Annotated in this window: 14 protein-coding genes; 9 read left to right on the forward strand and 5 right to left on the reverse strand. The window is 66.1% G+C overall.

The window, feature by feature from the left end:
- Positions 1-201 precede the first annotated feature (201 nt).
- The 4 genes from ACW5IY_RS11640 to ACW5IY_RS11655 are packed head-to-tail and all read left to right on the forward strand — an operon-like array spanning position 202 to position 7,126.
- Positions 202-2,376, forward strand: a complete 2,175-nt coding sequence (locus ACW5IY_RS11640) for a TonB-dependent receptor (RefSeq protein WP_049433750.1) — start codon at positions 202-204, stop codon at positions 2,374-2,376.
- Positions 2,377-2,408: 32 nt separating this feature from the next.
- Positions 2,409-3,287: an alpha/beta fold hydrolase gene (locus tag ACW5IY_RS11645; protein ID WP_049433751.1), complete on the forward strand. Its 879-nt coding sequence runs from the start codon at positions 2,409-2,411 to the stop codon at positions 3,285-3,287.
- Positions 3,284-3,760, forward strand: a complete 477-nt coding sequence (locus ACW5IY_RS11650) for a MaoC family dehydratase (RefSeq protein ID WP_043395926.1) — start codon at positions 3,284-3,286, stop codon at positions 3,758-3,760. Before ACW5IY_RS11645 ends, ACW5IY_RS11650 begins: the two co-directional genes overlap by 4 nt.
- 36 nt (positions 3,761-3,796) lie before the next feature.
- Positions 3,797-7,126 (forward strand): PAS-domain containing protein, encoded by a 3,330-nt coding sequence (locus ACW5IY_RS11655; protein WP_049433752.1) that lies wholly within the window; start codon positions 3,797-3,799, stop codon positions 7,124-7,126.
- Positions 7,127-7,148: 22 nt separating this feature from the next.
- Here the strand turns inward: ACW5IY_RS11655 and ACW5IY_RS11660 are convergent, their stop codons facing one another.
- A complete protein-coding gene (locus tag ACW5IY_RS11660; RefSeq protein WP_049433753.1) occupies positions 7,149-7,805 on the reverse strand; it encodes a response regulator transcription factor in 657 nt (218 codons plus the stop codon).
- Between the two features lie 129 nt (positions 7,806-7,934).
- Between ACW5IY_RS11660 and ACW5IY_RS11665 the strand changes: the two genes are divergently transcribed.
- Complete coding sequence (locus ACW5IY_RS11665; RefSeq protein WP_049433754.1) at positions 7,935-9,581, forward strand: fatty acid--CoA ligase; 1,647 nt, start codon at positions 7,935-7,937, stop codon at positions 9,579-9,581.
- A 19-nt stretch (positions 9,582-9,600) separates the two neighbouring features.
- Here ACW5IY_RS11665 and ACW5IY_RS11670 read toward each other — a convergent pair whose 3' ends face one another.
- From ACW5IY_RS11670 to ACW5IY_RS11680, 3 genes are all read right to left on the reverse strand, one after another.
- Positions 9,601-10,200, reverse strand: coding sequence for an NADPH-dependent FMN reductase (locus tag ACW5IY_RS11670; protein WP_049433755.1), 600 nt, complete (start codon positions 10,198-10,200; stop codon positions 9,601-9,603).
- Positions 10,201-10,337: 137 nt separating this feature from the next.
- On the reverse strand, positions 10,338-11,318 hold the full coding sequence (locus ACW5IY_RS11675; RefSeq protein ID WP_239682877.1) for an ABC transporter ATP-binding protein: 981 nt from the start codon (positions 11,316-11,318) through the stop codon (positions 10,338-10,340).
- A gap of 18 nt (positions 11,319-11,336) precedes the next feature.
- Positions 11,337-11,987 carry an ABC transporter transmembrane domain-containing protein gene (locus ACW5IY_RS11680; protein ID WP_239682876.1) on the reverse strand — a complete coding sequence of 217 codons (651 nt, stop codon included), beginning with the start codon at positions 11,985-11,987 and terminating at the stop codon, positions 11,337-11,339.
- Positions 11,988-12,158: 171 nt separating this feature from the next.
- On the opposite strand from ACW5IY_RS11680, the gene ACW5IY_RS11685 reads away from it, so the two are divergent.
- The 4 genes from ACW5IY_RS11685 to ACW5IY_RS11700 are packed head-to-tail and all read left to right on the forward strand — an operon-like array spanning position 12,159 to position 18,095.
- Positions 12,159-14,543, forward strand: a complete 2,385-nt coding sequence (locus ACW5IY_RS11685) for a TonB-dependent receptor plug domain-containing protein (protein ID WP_049433756.1) — start codon at positions 12,159-12,161, stop codon at positions 14,541-14,543.
- Between the two features lie 10 nt (positions 14,544-14,553).
- Entirely contained in the window at positions 14,554-16,017 is a 1,464-nt protein-coding gene (locus ACW5IY_RS11690) for a DUF3526 domain-containing protein (RefSeq protein WP_049433757.1), read from the forward strand.
- Positions 16,014-17,372: an ABC transporter permease subunit gene (locus tag ACW5IY_RS11695; protein ID WP_049433758.1), complete on the forward strand. Its 1,359-nt coding sequence runs from the start codon at positions 16,014-16,016 to the stop codon at positions 17,370-17,372. Before ACW5IY_RS11690 ends, ACW5IY_RS11695 begins: the two co-directional genes overlap by 4 nt.
- A gap of 12 nt (positions 17,373-17,384) precedes the next feature.
- Positions 17,385-18,095 (forward strand): ABC transporter ATP-binding protein, encoded by a 711-nt coding sequence (locus ACW5IY_RS11700; protein ID WP_049433759.1) that lies wholly within the window; start codon positions 17,385-17,387, stop codon positions 18,093-18,095.
- Here the strand turns inward: ACW5IY_RS11700 and ACW5IY_RS11705 are convergent.
- The gene (locus ACW5IY_RS11705) at positions 18,092-19,864 is read right to left on the reverse strand and encodes an asparagine synthase-related protein (RefSeq protein ID WP_239682874.1); all 1,773 of its coding nucleotides are present in this window, start codon (positions 19,862-19,864) and stop codon (positions 18,092-18,094) included. The two genes, ACW5IY_RS11700 and ACW5IY_RS11705, sit on opposite strands and share 4 nt — an antisense overlap.
- Positions 19,865-19,907 lie beyond the last annotated feature (43 nt).

Genomic DNA, 19,907 nt, shown 5'->3' on the forward strand with positions numbered 1-19,907 from the left:
GTCGTGGATGAAGGGGTACCGGGATGCGCTTCCGGCTGGGGGCGCGCCCAGTATCCGCATCCGGCGGCCGCTGCCGACTGGACCTAGGTCCACTCGCCGCTGCCCGATGACACCGCTAGCCTTGGCTGCAGGGGTGGCAATGGGCCATCTGCAAGCACCTGTCTGGGGGAGGACCGAATGAAACGGAATTGTTTGAGTCTCATGATCGGCGCGCTGCTGGCTTCCGGGCCGGTACTGGCCCAGGAAGCGCCCCAGGCCACGCCGACGGCGGACAGGACTGCATCACCCATCAACCTGGACAGCATCAAGGTCACCGCACGCAAGCGCGAGGAAACCCTGCAGGAGGTGCCGGTTGCCGTCACTGCGTTTACCTCCGAGGCGCTGGACAAGATGAATGTCCAGGACATCAGCGACCTGGATGCGCAGGTGCCCAACCTCACCATCTACGCTGCCCGCGGCGCCAGCAGCACGGTCACCGCCTACATCCGTGGCATCGGCCAGTCCGATCCCACCTGGGGCGCCGATCCGGGCGTGGGCATCTACCTGGATGACGTCTATATCGCGCGCCCGCAGGGTGCGCTGCTGGATGTGTTCGATGTCTCGCGCATCGAGGTGCTGCGCGGCCCGCAGGGCACGCTGTATGGCAAGAACACCATCGGCGGCGCGATCAAGTACATCTCGCGCGGCCTGCCCACCCAGGCCGAGGGCTTCGCCCAGATCACCGTGGGCAACTACAGCCAGCTGGATGCGAAGGCGGCCATCGGCGGCCCGATCGGCGGTGCCGACAGCGGCCTGCGCGCCCGTGTAGCGGTGGCCAGCATGAACCACGACGGGTTTGGCGAGAACACCTTCAACGGCCAGCCGGTCAGCGACAAGCAGATCAACGCGGCACGCCTGAACCTGGGCGCGTATGCGGGCGATGACTTCGACGTGCAGTTCGCACTGGACTGGATCGACGATCAGTCCGGCATGCGCGGCTCGAAGATGCTGGCGCCCAATCCGTTCCTGCGCGCCTACCCGCCGATGGACAGCCGCTATGACATCCGCTCGGGCATGCGCAACCTCAACAACGTGGAGAGCAAGGGCGCCTCGGCCACGGTGAACTGGCGGCCGAACGAAGACATCGCACTGAAGTACGTGATCGCCAAGCGTGAATCGGACAGCGAGGCCAACATCGACTTCGATACCGCGCCGGTCAAGCTCGCCGACGTGGGTGGCACCTACCACGACGACCAGGTCAGCAACGAAGTGCAGGTGAACTACGATGCCGGCGGCCGGGTGCGCGGCGTGGTCGGCCTGTACCAGTTCAGCGGCGAAGCTGGCGGGCAGATCCAGAACAACTACTTCAGTGCGCAGTTCGCCGACAACCAGGGCAAGGTGCTGACCGACAGCATCGCGCTGTACGCGGACTGGACCTTCGACCTGACCAGCAGACTGAAGCTCGATGTCGGCGCCCGCTACACCGACGAGGACAAGCGCGCGATCGTGCTGAACCGCCTCTACGCCGACCCGGGCTTCAGCCGGCCGGTGGCGGTGACCGCCGATTTCGACAAGAAGACCAACTTCAAGAACGTCTCGCCCAAGGTCTCGCTGGACTACCAGATCACCCCGGACATCATGGTCTATGGCCTGGCGACGCGTGGCTTCAAGTCCGGTGGCTACAACATCCGCGCCAACGCGGTGGCGGTACCGCGCTCGGCGGAGCCGTTCGATGACGAGACCGTGGACAGCTACGAAGTCGGCAGCAAGATGGCCTTCCTCGACCAGCGCCTGTTCCTGAACCTGTCGGCGTTCTACAACAAGTACAAGGACATCCAGCTGTCGGTGTTCACCGGTCTGGATACCAACGGCGATGGCATCGACGATTCATTCTTCGGTGATTTCACCAATGCCGGCGCCGGTACCGTCAAAGGCCTGGAAGTCGAGTATCAGTACCTGCCCAGCCAGCACTGGCTGATTTCCGGCAACCTGGCATGGCTGGATACCAAGTACGACGAGTACATGGACCGCGGCATCAACGTGGCCAGGCAGATGAAGTTCACCAATGCCCCGGAATTCTCGGGGGCGCTGAATGTGGAATACCGCACCGACCTGGCCAACGGCAGCAACCTGTCGGCACGGGTGAGCTACAGCTACCAGAGCGAAGTGTGGCCGACCACTGACCTCAGCCCGGTGATCCGACAGCAGGGTTACGGGCTGGTCAATGCCGGCGTCATCTGGCGCCTGGACGATGCGTGGACCTTCTCGCTGCTGGGCACCAACCTGGCCGACAAGGAATACCGCACCACCGGCTACAACATCCCGGCGGTCGGCACGCTGATTGGCTTCTATGGCCCACCGCGCCAATATAGCCTCAGCGTCCGTTACGATTTCTAGCGCATCCGTTACGATCTTCAGGAAGCTTCTGCATGACGCAGTCTTACGACGACCTGTACTGGAACAGCAATGATGGATTGCGCCTGCATGCGCGCGACCATGCACCCGATGCGGGGCAGGCAGCGCGTGGCACAGTGGTCTGCATTCCAGGACTGACCCGCAATGGCGCCGATTTCGATGCGCTTGCCGATGTACTCACCGCCGAGGGCTGGCGCGTGATCGCGGTCGACCTGCGTGGTCGTGCAGGATCGGAACGCGCATATGACCCGTCCAGCTACAACCCACGTGCCTATGCGGATGACATGGTTGCGTTGCTGCGCTCGCAGAACATCGACAAGGCGGTGTTCGTCGGCACCTCGCTGGGCGTGCTGGTGACCATCACCCTCGCCTCGCGCGCGCCCGAGCGGATCGCGGGCGCGGTGCTCAACGATGCCGGCCCCAAGGTGCCACGCGAGGCGCTGGCACGGATCGGCAAGTACGCCGGCAAGCCGGTCCCGCCGATGGACCTGGTGCAGGCCACGGCCTACGTGGAATCCATCGGCAAGGCCGCGTTCCCTCGCTTCAGCACCGACGACTGGCGGCAGATGGCGGTGCGCACCTTCCGCCCACGAAGCGATGGCCTGCTGGAACTGGACTACGACCCGGCGGTGATCCGCACCACCCGGCCATGGCTGCTGTGGCTGTTGCGTCCGGTGCTGTGGCGCGCGGTTCGCGGACTGACCGCCCGGGTGCCGGTGCTGGTGGTACGCGGTGCGCTGTCCGACATCCTGCCAGCCGATGTCGCGCGGCAGATGGCGGCCACCTCGGAAAGTACCTGTCTGGTCGAAGTGCCCGATGTGGGGCACGCTCCGATGCTGTCCGAACCAGAGGCACGTGACGCGATCCTGACCTTGCTGGAGCGTGTGGCGTGAGTGCGGACAGCGACCTGCCTCCCGCCCTGCAGGCGTTGCAGCAGTGGGCAGCCAGCGAGCGGCTGAGTGGCGTGACCCGCGTGGACCAGACGCGTATCGATGCCTTTGCCGACGCCACCGGCGACCACAACTGGATCCATGTCGATCCAGCGCGGGCGCAGGCCCAGATGCCGGGTGGGCAGACCATCGCACACGGCTTCCTGCTGCTCTCGCTGACGGTGGAGGACGATGTGGCCGCCCTCGCTGGCTTCCCCGGCATCGCCCACGTGCTCAACTACGGCTTGAACAAGGTCCGCTTCCTGGCGCCGGTGCCGAGCGGGTCCGAGGTGCGGGTACGCTCGCAGCTGGTGTCACTGGACGCGCGGCAGCCCGGCCAATGGCTGCTGACCCAGCGCAAGGCCGTCGAGCGGGTTGCTGATGGCGAGCTGGCACTGGTCGCTGAGCAGCTGTCACTGATCGTGATCGCCTCCTAGCACCACCCTCCCCGCTTCTCTCCCTACACTGGAGCGATGTTGACGCCCTCCATCGTCCTCTTCGCCTGCATTGCATGGACCGCACTGCTGTTTGGCGTGGCGCTGTGGGGCGAGCGCCGGGGGCACCGGCTTTCGAGGGCATGGCCGCTCATCTATGCACTGTCGCTGGCCGTGCACTGCACCGCGTGGACCTACTACGGCGCGGCCTCGCAGGGGCTGCAATGGGGCTTTCCGATTCCACCGACCCTGGCCGGGATGGCGCTGATCTTCGCCTTGGGCCTGCCGTTCCTGCTCCGCCTGGGGCGGCTGGCCAAACAGCACAACAGTGCCACCATCGCCGATCTGGTCGTTGCACGACTGCGTGCCGATCGTGGTCTTGGCTTCACCATCACCCTGGTGGCGCTGTTCGGCATCATTCCCTACATCGCACTGCAGCTGAAAGCCGTCAGCCAGGGACTGGGCGCCCTGCTCGGTGATCGCTTCGCGCCTGCCGGTGCGAAGCTGGACATGTCGTTCTGGTTCGCGCTGACGATGGCTGCGTTCACCCTGCTGTTCGGTGCACGCAAGGCCTCGGCCACCGAGCCCAACCGCGGCATCGTGGTCGCGCTGGGCCTGGAATCGGTGTTGAAACTGGTGGCGCTGTTGGCCATTGGCCTGTATGCGGCGCTGTCCGTGCACACGGCCGGCACACCGCTGCTGGAGAAGATGGTGCAGCTGCCGCCCCCGGCCATCGTGCCGGACTATCTCACCATGGTCGCGCTCGGGGCGATCTCCGCGTTCACCCTGCCGCACCAGTTCCACGTCGGCGTGGTCGAGCTTCGCCAGACCTCGGACCTGAAGACGGCACGCTGGATGTTCCCGGTCTACCTGCTGCTGATCGGCCTGCCGTCGGTGCCGATGGCATTGGCCGGCGCCGCGCAGCTGCCGGCCTCGGTATCACCTGACCTGTACGTGCTGGCGCTGCCGAAGGCCGGTGGCCATCATCTGCTGGCGCTGCTGGCCTATCTGGGCAGCCTGAGCGCGGCCACCGGCATGATGATCCTGTCCGGGCTGACCCTGTCGATCATGCTTGGCAACCATGGGTTCGGTTCACGCCTGCTCGGCGGCATCGAGGGCAGCGTGGCCAATGCCGATCTGCGCCCCCGCGTACTGGCGTTCCGCCGTGCCGGCATCCTCGCCGTGTTCCTGATGGCGTGGCTGTACAGCCGCGCGATGAGCGACACCGAGGCACTCAGCGATTTCGGCCTGATGTCCTTCACCGCTCTCTCGCAGCTGGCACCGGCAGTGCTGCTGGCGGTATATCGCCCGCGCACGCCCTCCGCGGCCATCATGGCCGGCATCGTGCTGGGCTCATTGGCCTGGCTGTGGCTGGTACTGCTGCCGATGGTGATCCCGGCCGCCACGCCATCGGTCGGCGTCGACGGGCTGCATTGGTTGTCGGTGGTCTCGCTGCGCGTGCAGCCGGGGCATATCGCCATCAGCATGGGTGCCAGCCTGGCGGTCAACCTGCTGGCCGTGGCACTGGTGTCGCGGGCCGTGCGTCCGTCGTTGCCGCGGAGGCGGGATGCGGTGGCTGCGGCGTCCCTGCGCAGGACCGCCGGACGCTTCCTTGGCCAGGAGCGTGCGCGCCAGCTGCTGGAGGGCTACGCCGGGCAGATGCTGGATAACGACCGGGTCACCGCCGTCGAGCGTGAACTGACTGCCGTGGTCGGCGCAGGCATGGCACGACTTCTGGTCGAAGCCGCACGCGAAGGCGGCGCCGCGCCGCTGGATGCGGTGACCCGCGCCGTCGGCGAGGCCACCCAGGTGCTGCGCTTCAACCAGCGCCTGCTGGAAGCCGCGCTGGAGAACATGAGCCAGGGCATCAGCGTGGTCGATGCGCAATTGCAGCTGGTAGCCTGGAACAGCCGCTACGCCGCGCTGTTCAAGTTCCCGCCTGAGCTGCTGCAGGTCGGGCAGCCGGTGGTCAACCTCACGGCATGGGCACTGGGGCAGCTGAAGATCGGCGATGGCCCCGGCGACACGCCCACCAAGGCATTGCAGCGCCGCGTCGCGCATATGCGCCGTGGCACGCCGCACCTGTCCGAACGGATCTTCCCCGATGACACCATCGTCGAGATCCGCGGCAACCCGATGCCGGGCGGCGGCTATGTAGCCACCTTCACGGATGTCACGGCGTTCCGCCGCGCGGAGGATGCGCTCAAGCGCAGCAATGAAAATCTGGAACGCCGAGTACAGGACCGCACCGCGCGGCTGCAGCAGGCGGTACAGGAGGCCGAGCGCGCGAACGCGGCAAAAACGCGCTTCCTGACGGCGGTCGGCCATGACCTCATCCAGCCCCTGCATGCGGCCCAGCTGCTGACCGAGGCGATGTCGCAGCACATCGAGTCCGAGTTCCTCGACAGTTTCCTGCGGCAGATCCGCGGCGCATTGGATTCCACTGATGACCTGCTGTCCGGCCTGCTGGATATCTCGCGACTGGAAGCCGGTGGGCTGGTGGCCGATCCGCGCCCCTTCGCGCTGTCGACCGTGCTGGATCCGCTTGCGCAGGAGTTCGCGGTGCTTGCGGCGGCGCGTGGCCTGCAGTTCCGCCACGTGCGGAGCCAGGCCTGGGTCCATAGCGACCCGCTGCTGCTGCGCCGGGTGCTGCAGAACTTCCTGGCCAACGCCATTCGTTACACCCGCCATGGCGGTGTCTTGCTGGGTGTACGGCGCCAGGGGCAGGCACTGATGATCGGCGTGCAGGACACCGGCCCCGGCATTGCTCCGGAGCAGCAGGCGGTGGTGTTCGAGGAGTTCCACCGGGTCGATCGCAGCAACGGGCAAGGACTGGGCCTGGGTTTGACCATCGCGCACCGCATCGCCGACCTGCTGCATGCACCCTTGCACCTGCGCAGCGTACCCGGGCATGGCTCGGCCTTCTCGATCAGCGTGCAACGCGCAGCACCCCCTGTGACCCCGCGCAGTTCACCACCGACGGGCGGCAGCAGCGCCCTGAAGGGAATTCGCGTACTGGTGGTGGACAACGACCCGGACGCACTGGCGGCGATGCGGCAGCTGCTGCATTCCTGGGGTTGCGATGTGATCGCGGCAGGCAACGCCGATGACATCGGACCCTCAGCGCACGAGGCGGCGCTTTGGCTGTTCGACTACCACCTGGATGACGGCGATACCGGTGTTGCGCTGTGGAAGCGGATGGTGGGCATGCATGGGCCGCGGCCGACGGTGATCCTCAGCGCGGATACCGGCAGCGATACGCGCGAGGCGGTGCGCGGCGTTGGGCTGTCCCTGCTCAACAAGCCATTCAAGCCGTTGGCGCTGCGCTGGGCGATCAACCACCTGCTGGCGGCCACTGCCACGCCCTGACCCATCAGGGCTCGGGAAGCTCTTAGATCTGCCGGGACGGATCGGCCAACCCCATTTCGTGCAGCACGCGGATGGCCTGCGCGCGGTTGCGCACGCCCAGCCGCTCCATGATGCGTGTCATGTGCGCCTTGACCGTGCGCAGCTGTACGCCCAACCGGTCGGCGATCTGCTTGTTGAGCAGGCCCTCGGCCACCAGCCCCAGCACCTTGTACTGATGTGCCGACAGGCTGGCCAGGCGTGCGGCCAGGTCGGCATCCCTGCTGAACGGTGCCACCCGCGCCACCGGCTCGCGCAGCAACGCTGGAACCCAGCGCTCACCCTCCAGCACGCACTGCAGCGCGGACTGCAGTTCGTTCAAGCCCGAGCTCTTGGGCAGGTAGCCTGCGGCGCCGAGGTCGATGGCACGCCGGATGACCTGCGGCTCCTCGTTGGCGGAGACGATGATGATCGCCAGGCCCGGCTGCAGGGCACGGATCGTGGCCAGCCCGGCCAGCCCATGGTTGCCGGGCATGTGCAGGTCCAGCAGCATCAGGTCGATCGACTGGTTCTCGATCACCTCCAGCACGCCGTCCAGCGAATCAGCCTCGCTGATCTGCAGATCGGCGACCGCCTCTTCCGCCGCGCGATGCAGTGCCGCACGGAACAAGGGGTGATCATCGGCGATGAGCAGGGTGGGCATGTCCTGGCGAGATTATCAAATCGGGTGCGCGCGGGAACAGGTACCTAGGTACGCTGGTACAGCGGGAAGGGCTTGCTAGTGTGGGGCGGAGAAGGCCGGCGACCGCAACGCCGCCCACGAGGAAATGCCATGTCATCCGCCCCCACTCCCGATGCCCATGCCTATCCACTGCTGATCAAGCAGCTGCTGCTGATGCCGCTGGCAGTGAGCCCTGGACAGGAAATCGTCTACGGCGACCAGGTACGGTTCGATTACCGCACCCTGCACGCGCGCATCGGCCAGCTGGCCGGCCTGCTGACCTCGCTGGGAGTCGGCCACGGCGACACGGTGGCGGTGATGGACTGGGACAGCAACCGCTACCTGGAGGCCTACTTCGCGGTGCCGATGATCGGTGCGGTGCTGATGATGGTGAACGTGCGCCTGGCCCCCGAGCAGATCGCGTACACGCTGAACCACAGCGGCGCGCGGGTGATCCTGGCCAACCGCGAGTTCCTGCCGCTGCTGGACGCCATCGACGAGCAGCTGCCGGACCTGCGCACCCGCATTCTGCTGGACGATGCCGATGGCGCGCTGCCGCCAGGCTTCGCCACCGAGTATGAAGCGGGCCTGCGCGATGCCACGCCGGTCATCCGCTTCCCGGACTTCGACGAGAATGCCCGTGCCACGGTGTTCTACACCACCGGAACCACCGGGTTGCCCAAGGGCGTCTATTTCAGCCACCGGCAGCTGGTGCTGCATTCGCTGGCGGCGATGGCCGCGCTCGGCGGCGCATCCCGCCAGGGCGGCCTGCATCGTGACGATGTCTACATGCCCATGACCCCGATGTTCCATGTGCACGCGTGGGGCCTGCCCTACGTGGCTACCGCGATGGGCATCAAGCAGGTCTATCCGGGGCGTTACCTGCCTGCGAAGCTGCTGGCGTTGATCGCCCGCGAAAAGGTGACCTTCTCGCACTGCGTGCCAACCATCCTGCACATGCTGCTGGAGCACCCGGACGCGGCGCAGACCGACCTGGAGGGCTGGAAGGTGATCATCGGCGGTGCCGCCCTGCCCCGTGCCCTGGCGCAGCGTGCGCTGGCACGGGGCGTCGACATCTTCGGCGGCTATGGCATGTCCGAGACCTGCCCTCTGCTCACCATCGCCCAGATCGACGTGGACAGTGTGACCGATGCCGACGAGGTGCTTTCATTGCGCACCAAGGCCGGCATTCCGGTGCCGCTGGTGGACCTGCGGATTGTCGACCCGGACATGGGCGATGTCGTCCACGATGGCGTCGCCACCGGCGAAGTGGTGGCACGAGCACCCTGGCTGACCCAGGGTTACCTGAACGATCCCGACGCTTCGGCAGCATTGTGGGTGGGCGGCTACCTGCACACCGGCGACATCGGCAACATCGACGAAGGTGGCTACCTGCGCGTCACCGATCGCATCAAGGACGTGATCAAGACCGGTGGCGAATGGATCTCGTCGCTCGCGCTGGAAGACATCATCGCGCTGCACCCTGCGGTCAGCGAAGTCGCGGTGATCGGTATCGCCGATGCGAAATGGGGCGAACGGCCCCTGCCACTGGTGGTCAGGCTGCCCGGCCGTGATGTGTCAGAGGCGGAGATCATCGAACTTGTCGCAGCGCGCAGCCGTTCCGGAGACGTCTCACGCTATGCGATTCCGGAGCGTGTCAGCTTCGTGGATGCGATCGAGCGCACCAGCGTGGGCAAGATCAACAAGAAGAAGCTGCGCGGGCTGCATGATCCGGGCGCTGGCACCAGCGGGCGCTGACACCCTCTGCCGGCACCGCTCAACCGCGCGATGCCCTGCCCTGCAGCAGCTGGACCCAGGCCTGGAATCCCTCCAGGAAGCGCTGTAGGCGCTTGCGCGTCGCCGCGTCGAAATCGTCCGCATCGTTGTCGTAGGCCGCCGCAGCTTCGGCCACGTAGAGCTGTGGCGAGGCCATGGTCAAGGCACCCATGGCGGTCAGTGTATGGCGCAGCTGCGACTGTGCCAGCTTGGTGCCCCAGTGACCCGGCGTGGCGCCGATGATCGCCATCGGCTTGGCCGAAAGGACCGTGCGGTATTCGGCATCGTCGCGGGACAGCCAATCGAGCGTGTTCTTGAGTACGCCGGGCAGTGACTGGCTGTACTCCGGCGTGGCGATCAGCACGCCGTCAGCGGCTGCAATGGCCGCGCGCAGGCGCTTGACCCCGGCAGGGCCAGCCGGATCGGCGGCTTCGAGGTCTTCATCGAACAGCGGAACATCGGCAATGGTGTCATGCACGGTCAGCAGCAGGCCCGCAGGCGCGGCGCCTGCCGCGGCCCTGATCAGGCGCCGGTTGTAACTGTTGCCACGCAGGCTGCCGGCAAACGCCAGGATGTTCAGCGGTGGAGCGTTGTCGGACATGCGGGATTCCTGGGATGAGTCGGTGCGGGGTCACGGGCCATGCATCGACAGCACGGGCGGTACCGGGAAAGGTCGCGCACAGCGTACCCCAGAAGCACTGCGCCCCAGCTGCAGGTGCAGGTGTCCGCCATGTCGCGTCAGCCCGTGGCCAGCACGATCACCTGGTCGGCTTCGGTTACCACGCTGCGGCGATGGGTGATGGCCACGATCGTGACATCACCGGCTAGCGCACGGATATGGCCCATGATCTCGCGCTCGGTCGCCTCGTCCAGCGCCGAGCTGGCTTCATCCAGGAACAGGATGGTGGGCTCTCCATAGAGTGCACGGGCAATGGCGATGCGCTGCCGTTCGCCACCGGAAAGTTTCAGGCCACGCTCGCCCACGCTGGTTTCAAACCCTTCGGGCAGCGCGTCGATCAAGGCCAGGATCGACGCCTTGTGGGTCGCGTGACGCAACCGGGTGTCGTCGCGCGGGCGCCCCAGCAGGATGTTGTCGGCCAGGCTCTCGTTGAGCAGGATGACATCCTGGGGAACGACGGCGACGGCGGCGTGCCACGCGGCACGGTCGATGTGGGCCAGGTCGGTGCCATCCACCAGGATGCGACCGTGCTGGGGCTCGATCGACTTCAGTGCCAGCTTGAACAGCGTCGACTTCCCTGCCCCGGTCTCCCCCATCAGGAAGTTGATGCCGCCGCGCCTGGCGTGGAAGGACGCATCCCGGACGCCGCGGCCATTGCCGTAGCGATGGCTGACATGCTGGAACTCGATCCGGCCGCACTTTCCGCGAAATCGGCCGGCGTTCGCCGCCTGCCGTTCTTCGGGCGCCGCCCACAGGGCCGACAGCGGCGTCAGCAGCGTCCACGAACGGGCAACGTCATCAATCGAGCGCGCGATCATTTCAAAGGGCATGTTGAGCTGCAGCAACAGCAGATTGAACAGCACGATATCGCCGACGCTCAGGTCACCACTCTGGTAGCGTGGGAGTAGCAGTGCGAAGGTGACGATGAACTCGACCGCCAGGCCGATGCCGAGCAGCACGATGAAGCCGATCCGCTGCAGCACGTAGGCACGCCAACTGTCGCGCACCTCCTGGGCCTTCTGTTCGAAGCGCTGGATCATCCACGCGCTGCCGCCGAACTAGCGCAACGTCTCCATCGCGTTCATCGCATTGCCGACAAAGCGCGCATTCTGCTGGCCCGCCTCGACCGCCGCCTCACGATGGATCCGTGCTCGCCGGGTGGCGATGGCCGAGAGCGTGACGGCCACAGAGCCATAGCCCAGCACGATCGCCACCATCTGCAGGTTGATCAGTGCGCCCAGTGTCACCAGGGTCAGCAGGATCTGCAGTGCGCTGGGAATGAACACCACCAGGCCGAGCTGCACCACGATCTTCAGCGCGTTGCGGCCTTTCTCCCCGGCCACCTGCAGTTCGGCTGCGTTGTAATCCAGGAAGAAGCTGTGGGTCTTCTTCAGCAGGCGCGCGAAGTAGCGGGTGCTGGTGATGAAACCGAGGTTCTCGCCACTGAGGAACGACAGGTACTGCACGGTGTTCTGCAGGATGCTGGCGGCGCCGAGCATCACCGCGTAGAGCAGGAACCATCCCGCCAGTTCACGGATGCCTTCCGCGCTGATGCGGTCGATCAGGCGCGAGAACAGGTACGGCGCTGCCACCGTGGCCAGGCCGGAAAGCATGACGATGGCGGCGATCAACAGCAGCAGCCTGCGGTCCGCCTTCCAGTACGCGGCGAGGATCTCGGTGACCGGCGGCGGCAGCGCGAACATTCTCATCAGCGTCGGTCCGGCATCTGTGCAGTGACTCGTGTGTGGCGGTGCGCCTGCCCTCGCCCCTCGGCACAGCAAGATCGCCGCGCACCTTGAATGATATGATATAACATCTCCATTGAAGGCGCGATGGCTCGTGCCGCAGACCAACATCCGATGAGATCGATGGACCGGGGCATGAACAACGCATCCACTGCCAGGCCGGCGGCATTGGTGGTCGCCAGCCTGGCCGCTGCTCTGCAGCTCAACGCGCCGGCAATGGCGCAGGATGCCGGCGCTCTGGGCAGTACTGCCCAGGGCGACCGGCGATCCGATACCGCCACGCTGGACAAGGTGATGGTCATTGGCAGCAATATCCGCGATGCCATTGGCGGCGGCGCCTCTCCGGTCATCGTGATCGACCGGGAGGCCATTGATCGAACCGGGGTGGCCTCGTTGCAGCAGCTCTTCGAGAAGCTGCCGCAGAACTTCGGCGGTGGTGCCAACGGCGCCAACGTCGGCAACCTCGGCGTCGACCGCGATACCGGCAACAACTTCGGCCAGGGCACCGCCATCAACCTGCGTGGCCTCGGCACGGGCACCACGCTGACGCTGATCAACGGCCACCGCGTGACCTCCTCGAACCGCTACCAATACGTCGACATCTCGCTGATTCCGCTGAGCGCCATCGAGCGCGTGGAGATCCTCACCGATGGCGCCTCTGCCATCTACGGCACCGACGCCGTCGGCGGTGTGGTCAACATCGTCCTGCGCCGCGATTTCACCGGCTATGAGACCTCGCTGCGCTATGGCAGCGTCACCCGCGGCAACATGGACGAGTACCAGGCCTCGCAGTCGGCCGGCTGGTCGTGGGAGGGTGGCCACCTGATGGCCAGCTACGAGTTCCTGAAGCAGGGCAACCTCGCCGCCGTCGACAAGGACTTTTCCCGGAACGTTACGGTCAAGCCCTACGACATCTATCCCGGTTCGAAGCGGCACAGCCTGTATCTGGACGGCGTGCAGGAGCTCAGTGATGTGCTGACGCTCAACCTGACCGGCTCCTTTGCCAAGCGCGAGATGGACACCACCATTTCGGGAACCGCCGACGAGACCCGCCTGTTCCCGCACACGCGGCAGTTCGATGTGTTCGCCGGGCTTACTCTCGAGCTTCCGCGCCAGTGGCAGGCCCGCCTGAATTCCGGATTCGGCAGGAGCGACGTCTCCTACGAGAGAACGACCATCACCGGCAGCTCGGTCAGCACCGCGCCGCCGACGGATACGAACTCCGAATCGCGCTATCTGGAAGTGATCGCCGACGGCGAGCTGTTCAATCTTCCGGCCGGCGGCGTACGCGCGGCATTCGGTGCGGGCTACCGCCGCGATGGCTATGAACTGCTCGACCACCGCGGGCTTGAGAAGCCGCTGGATCTGCAGCGCACGATCCGTTCCGCTTTCGCTGAGCTCAACATTCCGCTGCTGGCAGACATGCCTGGCGTTCGTCGGCTGTCGCTGACTGCGGCCGCACGCTACGACGACTACAGCGATTTTGGTTCCACCCTCAATCCCAAGCTCGGCCTGCTGTGGGAAGCAACGGAAGGACTTTCATTCCGCACCAGCTACGGTCGCTCCTACCGGGCGCCGGTCTACCAGGACATGCAGCTGAACAACACCGTGGTGGTGGCCAAGGTACCCAACCCGAGCGCGGCCAACGGAAGCACGGTGCTGATGATGCTCTCCAACGGCAACCCGGATCTGGGGCCCGAACGTGCCACGACCTGGACCGGCGGCTTCTCGTTCGCGCCCCCGTCGCTGCCGGGCCTCAAGATCGACGCGAACTACTATCACATCGAGTATGCCGACCGGATCGGCAGCGGTTTCGGCGGCAGTTTCCCGTCGCTGTTCCTGCAGTCCACCGCGCCCTATGCAGACCTGCTGACCGTCAACCCGACGCCGCAGCAGATCCAGCAGGCGCGCCAACTGGGTGCCTCCGGCCTGGGCCTGTTCGTATCGCGGGTGGGCCCTTATGCCCTGACACCAGGAACCGATGAAACCAGCAGCGAAGTCATCCTGGACAACCGCTTTCGCAACAACGCGTTCACTTCGCAGCGCGGCGTCGATTTCAATGCCTCCTACGATTTCGACGCTGGCCAGACCCGCATCGCGTTGAACCTTGCCGGCCAGTACATCATCGATTCCAAGCGCCGCGTGACCGCCACCTCGCCCGAGGTGGACGCGGTGAATGCGGTGTACTTCCCGGTCGACCTGAAGGTGCGCGGCGGCCTCGCCATGAGCCACCGGCAGGTTGCCGGCGGGCTGTTCGTGAACTACGTGGACAGCTATCGCGATCCCGCCAACCGCGCCGACCCCCATGTCAGCTCGTGGACGACGGTCGACCTCAATCTCAGGTATGACTTCAGCGGTGCTGCCGGTGCCGGACAGGGCACTTCGCTGGCCTTCAACGTGCAGAACCTGTTCGACCGGAATCCGCCCTTCATCGTCAACAGCATCAACACCGGTTTCGACCCGACCAATGCAACGGCGCTCGGCCGATTCCTGTCCATGACATTGACCCATCGCTGGTAGGGCGCCCGCCATGAGCGATGCCTCCCCCACCTTCTCCAGACCCGCATCCGCCGTGCGCCAGACGCTGGTCGTTGCCGCGACCCAGCTGAAGCTGATGTGGCGCGAGCGGCGCCTGTTGTGGCTCGCGCTGACCCTGCTGCTGCTTGCGGGAGCGTCGGTTACCACGGGCGCAGCACGGCTGGCGCAGCAGGCCCAGGAGCGCCAGATCGTAGCGGAGCAGGAGGCCGGGCTATGGGACAGCCAGGGCACGATCGACCCGCATGCTGCCGCGCACGTCGGCCGCGCCATTCCCGCGCCGGTGCGGCCGCTGGCGGCGCTCGACCCGGGCATCACGGATTTCGTCGGCACCTCGGTGTTCATCGAAGGCCATGCGCAGAACCCGGCCCGGCACCGACCCGTCGACGCCGGCACCGCGCTCAGCCGGTTCGATGGCTTCTCCGCCGCATGGGCGCTGCAGGTCGTGGCGCCTCTGCTGATCATCCTTGCCGGATTCGCCAGCCTCTCCGGCGATGTCGCCCGCGAAACCCTCCGCCAGGAGCTCGGCAGTGGTGCATCGGCCCACGTCCTGATCGGCGGCCGGCTGATCGCGCTGGCAACGGCATCGCTGCTGCTGGTGCTCGCCCTGCTGGCGGTCAGTGTTCCCGGCATGGCCGGACGCACCCTCGGCACGGCCGACATCATGGCGCTGATTGCGATGTTCGCGGCGTATGCGCTCTATCTCCTGGTGTTCTGCGCCATCACCATCGGCGTCTCGGCGCGCTTCGGCGCAGCACGCACGTCGTTGGTGGTGCTGCTCGGCTTCTGGGTGGTAGCCACCCTGCTCGCGCCGCGGGTGGCCCCCGCACTGGCCGAATCGCTGTATCCCACGCCTACTGCCCCCGCGTTCCGGGCGGCGGTCAGCGAGGACGCAGAGCACGGCGCAGATGGCCACGACCCGGCGGACAAGCGGCTGGACGCACTGAAAGCAGAGATGCTGGCACGCTATCAGGTGAAGGACGTGGACGATCTTCCGGTCAACTTCCGCGGCGTGGCGCTGGAGTTCGCCGAAGCCAATTCCACCGAGACCTACAACCGCCACTTCGAACGCATCTACGCTACCTACCAGCGGCAGGCGATCACGCAGCGCGCCTTCGCGGCGCTGTCGCCCACCCTCGCGCTGCAGGCCGCGTCACGGGCACTGGCGCGCACCGACTTCCCTGCACAACTGGCGTTCCTGCGCGGAGTCGAAGACTATCGCTACCGGCTGATCCAGGCACTCAACCTGGAAGTGAAACAGCACAAGGCCGCGAACGGCAGCAAGCATCTGGCCGATATCGCGACCCTTACCCGCTCCGTGGCGTACAGCCCGCAACAACCGCCGCTGGGCCACATCGCCGCGGCACAGTCGGTGAATTTCGCCATCCTGCTGGCCTGGGTGCTGCTGGCCCTGGGGCTGGTGTTCACGTCGGCGCGGCATCTCGGGAGTGCCCCATGAGCAGCCTGTCGATCGCAGGGCATGAGATCCGTCGCCTGCTGCGTGACCGGGCGTTGCCGGTGCTGCTTGGCCTGCTGGTGGTGCTGGCGGCCTATGCAGCATGGAATGGCAGTGCGTGGGTCGGGCAGCGCGAGGCAGCCATCAGCCTGATCAACGCGGAAGAACAGGATGCCAGGGACCGCAGCCGGGGGTTCGTTGGCAAGGCGCCGTCGGTACTGCCCCGCGTCCAGCCGGTGCTCCCTCCCGGCCCGATGGCGGCATTGTCGATTGGACAGGCGGACGCCTACCCCTACACCGCCGATGTGGTTGCGCTGGGTGACCGTACCCAGCTGCTCAGGCATGTGTGGTCCGACATCGGCAATCCTGCCGTGCAGGCCGCTGGCCGATTCGACCTGGCCTTCGTCATTGTGTTTCTGCTGCCCTTGGTCATCCTGGCGACCACCTTCGATCTCTGGTCGCGCGAATGCGAGCGCGGCATCACAGCGTTGGTGTTGTCACAGCCCATCGCGGCAGGACGGCTGATCGCGGTCAAGGCCCTGGCCCGAGGTGCCATCGTGCTGCTGCCTGCGCTGGCGATCATCATTGCCGTTGCCGCTGGCTCGGGCGCAACACGCCCTTCCGGCCTGGCCGTGCTTGCCCTGATCGTGCTCGCCTACGGCAGCTTCTGGCTGGCACTGGCGGTGCTTATCGGCTGCTTCGCCCGGCGCACCACCGAGGCCGCGATCGCCGCTGGCGCACTGTGGCTGCTGATCGTTGTCATGGCCCCATCACTGGTCCTGGCAGCGGTGAACCTGATGGTTCCACCGCCCTCGCAGATGCAACTGGCGACCGCACTGAAGGCGCAGCTGGCCGACACTGCCCGCCAGCAGCAGCTGCGCCACGCGGCAGCCTCCCCCGCCACGCGTTCGCCAGCACCGCGCATTGCGGACGCCGTGCGCGTGGCCTATGCCGATCTTGTCCAGGCCGATCAGGCCATCGCGCCCTTGATCGCCGCGCACACGAAGGCTGAGGACGCGCGGCGCCAGGCACTCGACCGGGCGCGCCTGCTGCTGCCTTCGGTCGCGGTGCAGGATGCACTGGACCGCCTCGCCGGATCCGACGCCGACCGGGCGCTGGCGTTCCAGCAGCAGGTCCTCGCGTACTGGCACACACGTCGGCAGCTGCACAAGGACTATCTGGACCGTGACGTGCCACAGACGCTGGCCGAGTACGACGCCCTGCCCCGTTTCGAATTCCAGGACACGGCGGGCGCCCTGCAACGCGGTGTACTGATCGACCTGGCCGCATTGGCCGTCGCCACCCTGCTTCTGCTGATTGCGGCCTGGTCGATGCGGCGTCGGCTGGCCACCCCCTGAGGTACATCACACATGCTGACTGCAAGGCATCTGGTCAAGGAACACGGCACGCATCGGGCGCTGGATGATGTGAGCTTCACGGTGCGCCCCGGCGAGATCTTCTGCCTGCTGGGTGCCAACGGGGCCGGCAAATCGACCACGATCAAGCTGTTCCTGGGCTTCCTCGAACCCACCTCCGGATCCGCCGAGGTTGATGGGCTCAGTGCCTGGCAGCAGCCACACGAGGTACGCCGGCGCCTGTTGTACATCCCGGAGAACGTGGCGCTGTATGACGAACTGACCGGCTATGAAAACCTGGATTACTTCGCGCGCCTGGCTGCGGTGGAGCAGCGCTCGTCCGCACGGCTGAAGGACGCGCTCAGGTCGGCCGGGCTGGCGCCCGAGGCATTCGGGCGACGCGTCGGGCTTTACTCCAAGGGCATGCGCCAGAAGGTGGGCATCGCGCTGGCCATCATCAAGGAAGCCAGGGCACTGCTCCTTGATGAGCCGACGTCGGGCCTGGACCCGACCGCCTCGGCCGAATTCCACGAGCTGATCGTGCGCCAGCGCGACCGCGGCACGGCGATCCTGATGGCCACCCACGATCTGTTCCGTGCCCGCGAAGTGGCAACGACCATCGGACTGATGCAGGCCGGCAGGCTGCGCAGGACGCTGGATGCCAGCACGATCACCGCCAATGATCTTGAGAGCCTCTACCTTGAGGAAATGAGCCGGAGCACCTAGGCCACGCCGGCTGCGGGCATGCCTGGCGCGCCCATCCAGCGCCTGAGCCAGGCTTCGATGTTGACCTGCGGACCGAAGATGCCCAGCACCTGGGATGAGTGATCGGGGCTGACCCTGCGGATGCCCGCGTCGGCCGATGCGCTGTCGATGTAGCCCCGCCGGGCCAGCAGGCCATCCACCAGCAGGCCCCTGATGAACTGCTGATGCCGCTGGGTGACGGCCACCGAGTGATCGTCCAGGTAGGACTTCACCTTGCGCGAGAGCAGCGCCTGCGGCAGCAGGCCCTGCAGTGCACGACGCGCGATCGTCCTGTCTTCCGCGCCGGCCATCAGCAGGTGCAGCGGCAGGCGGGCGAACAGTTCCACCACAGGCTGTGCGCTGATGGGTGATACGCCGTGCCAGCGTCCTGCACCCTCGAAGGGATCGAGCACGCTGGTCGGGAAGATCATCCGGCCAATATGCGCCAGCTTGTGCGGAGACAGCCTGTACCCCTGTGCGCGTGCATGCCGCAGCCAGGCCGGCGGCAGGCCATCCTGTTCGGACGCATCCACCTTCACCCATTCGCACGGGTTGCCCCAGCGGCCGTTGATGCTGCCTGGCTTCTTGAACATGCCATGGACGAAGGCATCCTTGAATACCCCGTACAGCGAATCGCCCGACTGCGCAGTTTCGAACGCGACACGGAAGAAGTCGCGGTCGATCCCACGCCGCCACGCATAATCGATGGCAGCGGCATTGCCCTTGAAGCGGAGGAAGACCGCATCGCCGCCGACACCGGTGAACTGCACCGTGTCCGCGTCGACATCCACGTCGCGCCGATGCAGCAGGTAACCCGAGCAATGCGCAGGACGCGCGGTTCGCGGGAAGTCCATGATCTCTTCCAGCGAGCAGTGCGGCTGCCGTTGGTACTCGACGAACTCGCAGCTTCTTCCGGAGGATTCACTGGCACCGGCAACGGCCATGCGCGCGAACATGCGCTCATCGGCACCAATGCCGGCATCGTAGTGATGGACGCATTTCACCTCCGGTGCGGAGGGTGCATGCAGCAGGCCGGCGAGGACGATGGAGGAGTCCAGCCCGCCGGACAACTGAAGCTGGATGCATCGATGCTGGCTCGCCAGCGCACCAATGCAGCCCAGCAGCGTTGCACGTGCCAGCTGCACGGCTTCCTCCAGATCTTCGATGGGCGCTTCACTGGCCTGCCGCACCACATCCCACTGGTAGTGCCGGCCGATCGGCCGGCCATCACGGATCGTCACTGCCTCGCCCGCCTCGAGCGCGGTGACCTCCTCGAAGCCTGTCTGCAGGCCGTCACGGAACGGGAACAGCAGCGAGTAGGACAGGAACGACCAGTCGACGTTGAAGTCACCCACTCCCAGCAGCAGGCAGTCTTCCATGCTCGAAAAGACCACCGTCAACTGATCGACCGTGGTCATGTAGCACGGAATCTCCGCCGTCGGATCGCGCAGCACGAACCAGCTGGCGGTATCCGGCTGGTAGCCCACGGCAACGTAGCGCCCCCAGTACTGCTCCACCAGGCTCCTGCCCTGCGTACTGCAGGCGCTGTCTGCGGATGCAGCATCGGGAAATGCCTGTGCGGGAACGGTATCGGCGGCGAACACCTTGTGGAACAGCTTGCCGAGTATCACCAGCGGGCCGGACCGGCTGTACTCGAAGTAGCCGGGGTTGTCGGTCTGGGCATAGATGGCGCCGCCGCTGCCCTTCATCACGTAGGCGATTCCGGGGCGGTCTGCCTCGATCCGTTCCATGGCCTGCAAAGCCTGCGCACGAGCGGATTCGGAATGTTCGTTC

The organism is Stenotrophomonas sp. C-A (assembly GCF_054030835.1).

What these genes read in the sequence shown, in the direction of transcription:
- ACW5IY_RS11705 (WP_239682874.1), bottom strand. Translation starts at nt 19,864, where the DNA reads ATGGAACGGATCGAGGCAGACCGCCCCGGAATCGCCTACGTGATGAAG.
- ACW5IY_RS11670 (WP_049433755.1), bottom strand. Translation starts at nt 10,200, where the DNA reads ATGTCCGACAACGCTCCACCGCTGAACATCCTGGCGTTTGCCGGCAGC.
- ACW5IY_RS11665 (WP_049433754.1), top strand. Translation starts at nt 7,935, where the DNA reads ATGTCATCCGCCCCCACTCCCGATGCCCATGCCTATCCACTGCTGATC.
- ACW5IY_RS11645 (WP_049433751.1), top strand. Translation starts at nt 2,409, where the DNA reads ATGACGCAGTCTTACGACGACCTGTACTGGAACAGCAATGATGGATTG.
- ACW5IY_RS11695 (WP_049433758.1), top strand. Translation starts at nt 16,014, where the DNA reads ATGAGCAGCCTGTCGATCGCAGGGCATGAGATCCGTCGCCTGCTGCGT.
- ACW5IY_RS11680 (WP_239682876.1), bottom strand. Translation starts at nt 11,987, where the DNA reads ATGAGAATGTTCGCGCTGCCGCCGCCGGTCACCGAGATCCTCGCCGCG.
- ACW5IY_RS11700 (WP_049433759.1), top strand. Translation starts at nt 17,385, where the DNA reads ATGCTGACTGCAAGGCATCTGGTCAAGGAACACGGCACGCATCGGGCG.
- ACW5IY_RS11655 (WP_049433752.1), top strand. Translation starts at nt 3,797, where the DNA reads ATGTTGACGCCCTCCATCGTCCTCTTCGCCTGCATTGCATGGACCGCA.
- ACW5IY_RS11675 (WP_239682877.1), bottom strand. Translation starts at nt 11,318, where the DNA reads ATGATCCAGCGCTTCGAACAGAAGGCCCAGGAGGTGCGCGACAGTTGG.
- ACW5IY_RS11685 (WP_049433756.1), top strand. Translation starts at nt 12,159, where the DNA reads ATGAACAACGCATCCACTGCCAGGCCGGCGGCATTGGTGGTCGCCAGC.
- ACW5IY_RS11640 (WP_049433750.1), top strand. Translation starts at nt 202, where the DNA reads ATGATCGGCGCGCTGCTGGCTTCCGGGCCGGTACTGGCCCAGGAAGCG.
- ACW5IY_RS11660 (WP_049433753.1), bottom strand. Translation starts at nt 7,805, where the DNA reads ATGCCCACCCTGCTCATCGCCGATGATCACCCCTTGTTCCGTGCGGCA.
- ACW5IY_RS11690 (WP_049433757.1), top strand. Translation starts at nt 14,554, where the DNA reads ATGAGCGATGCCTCCCCCACCTTCTCCAGACCCGCATCCGCCGTGCGC.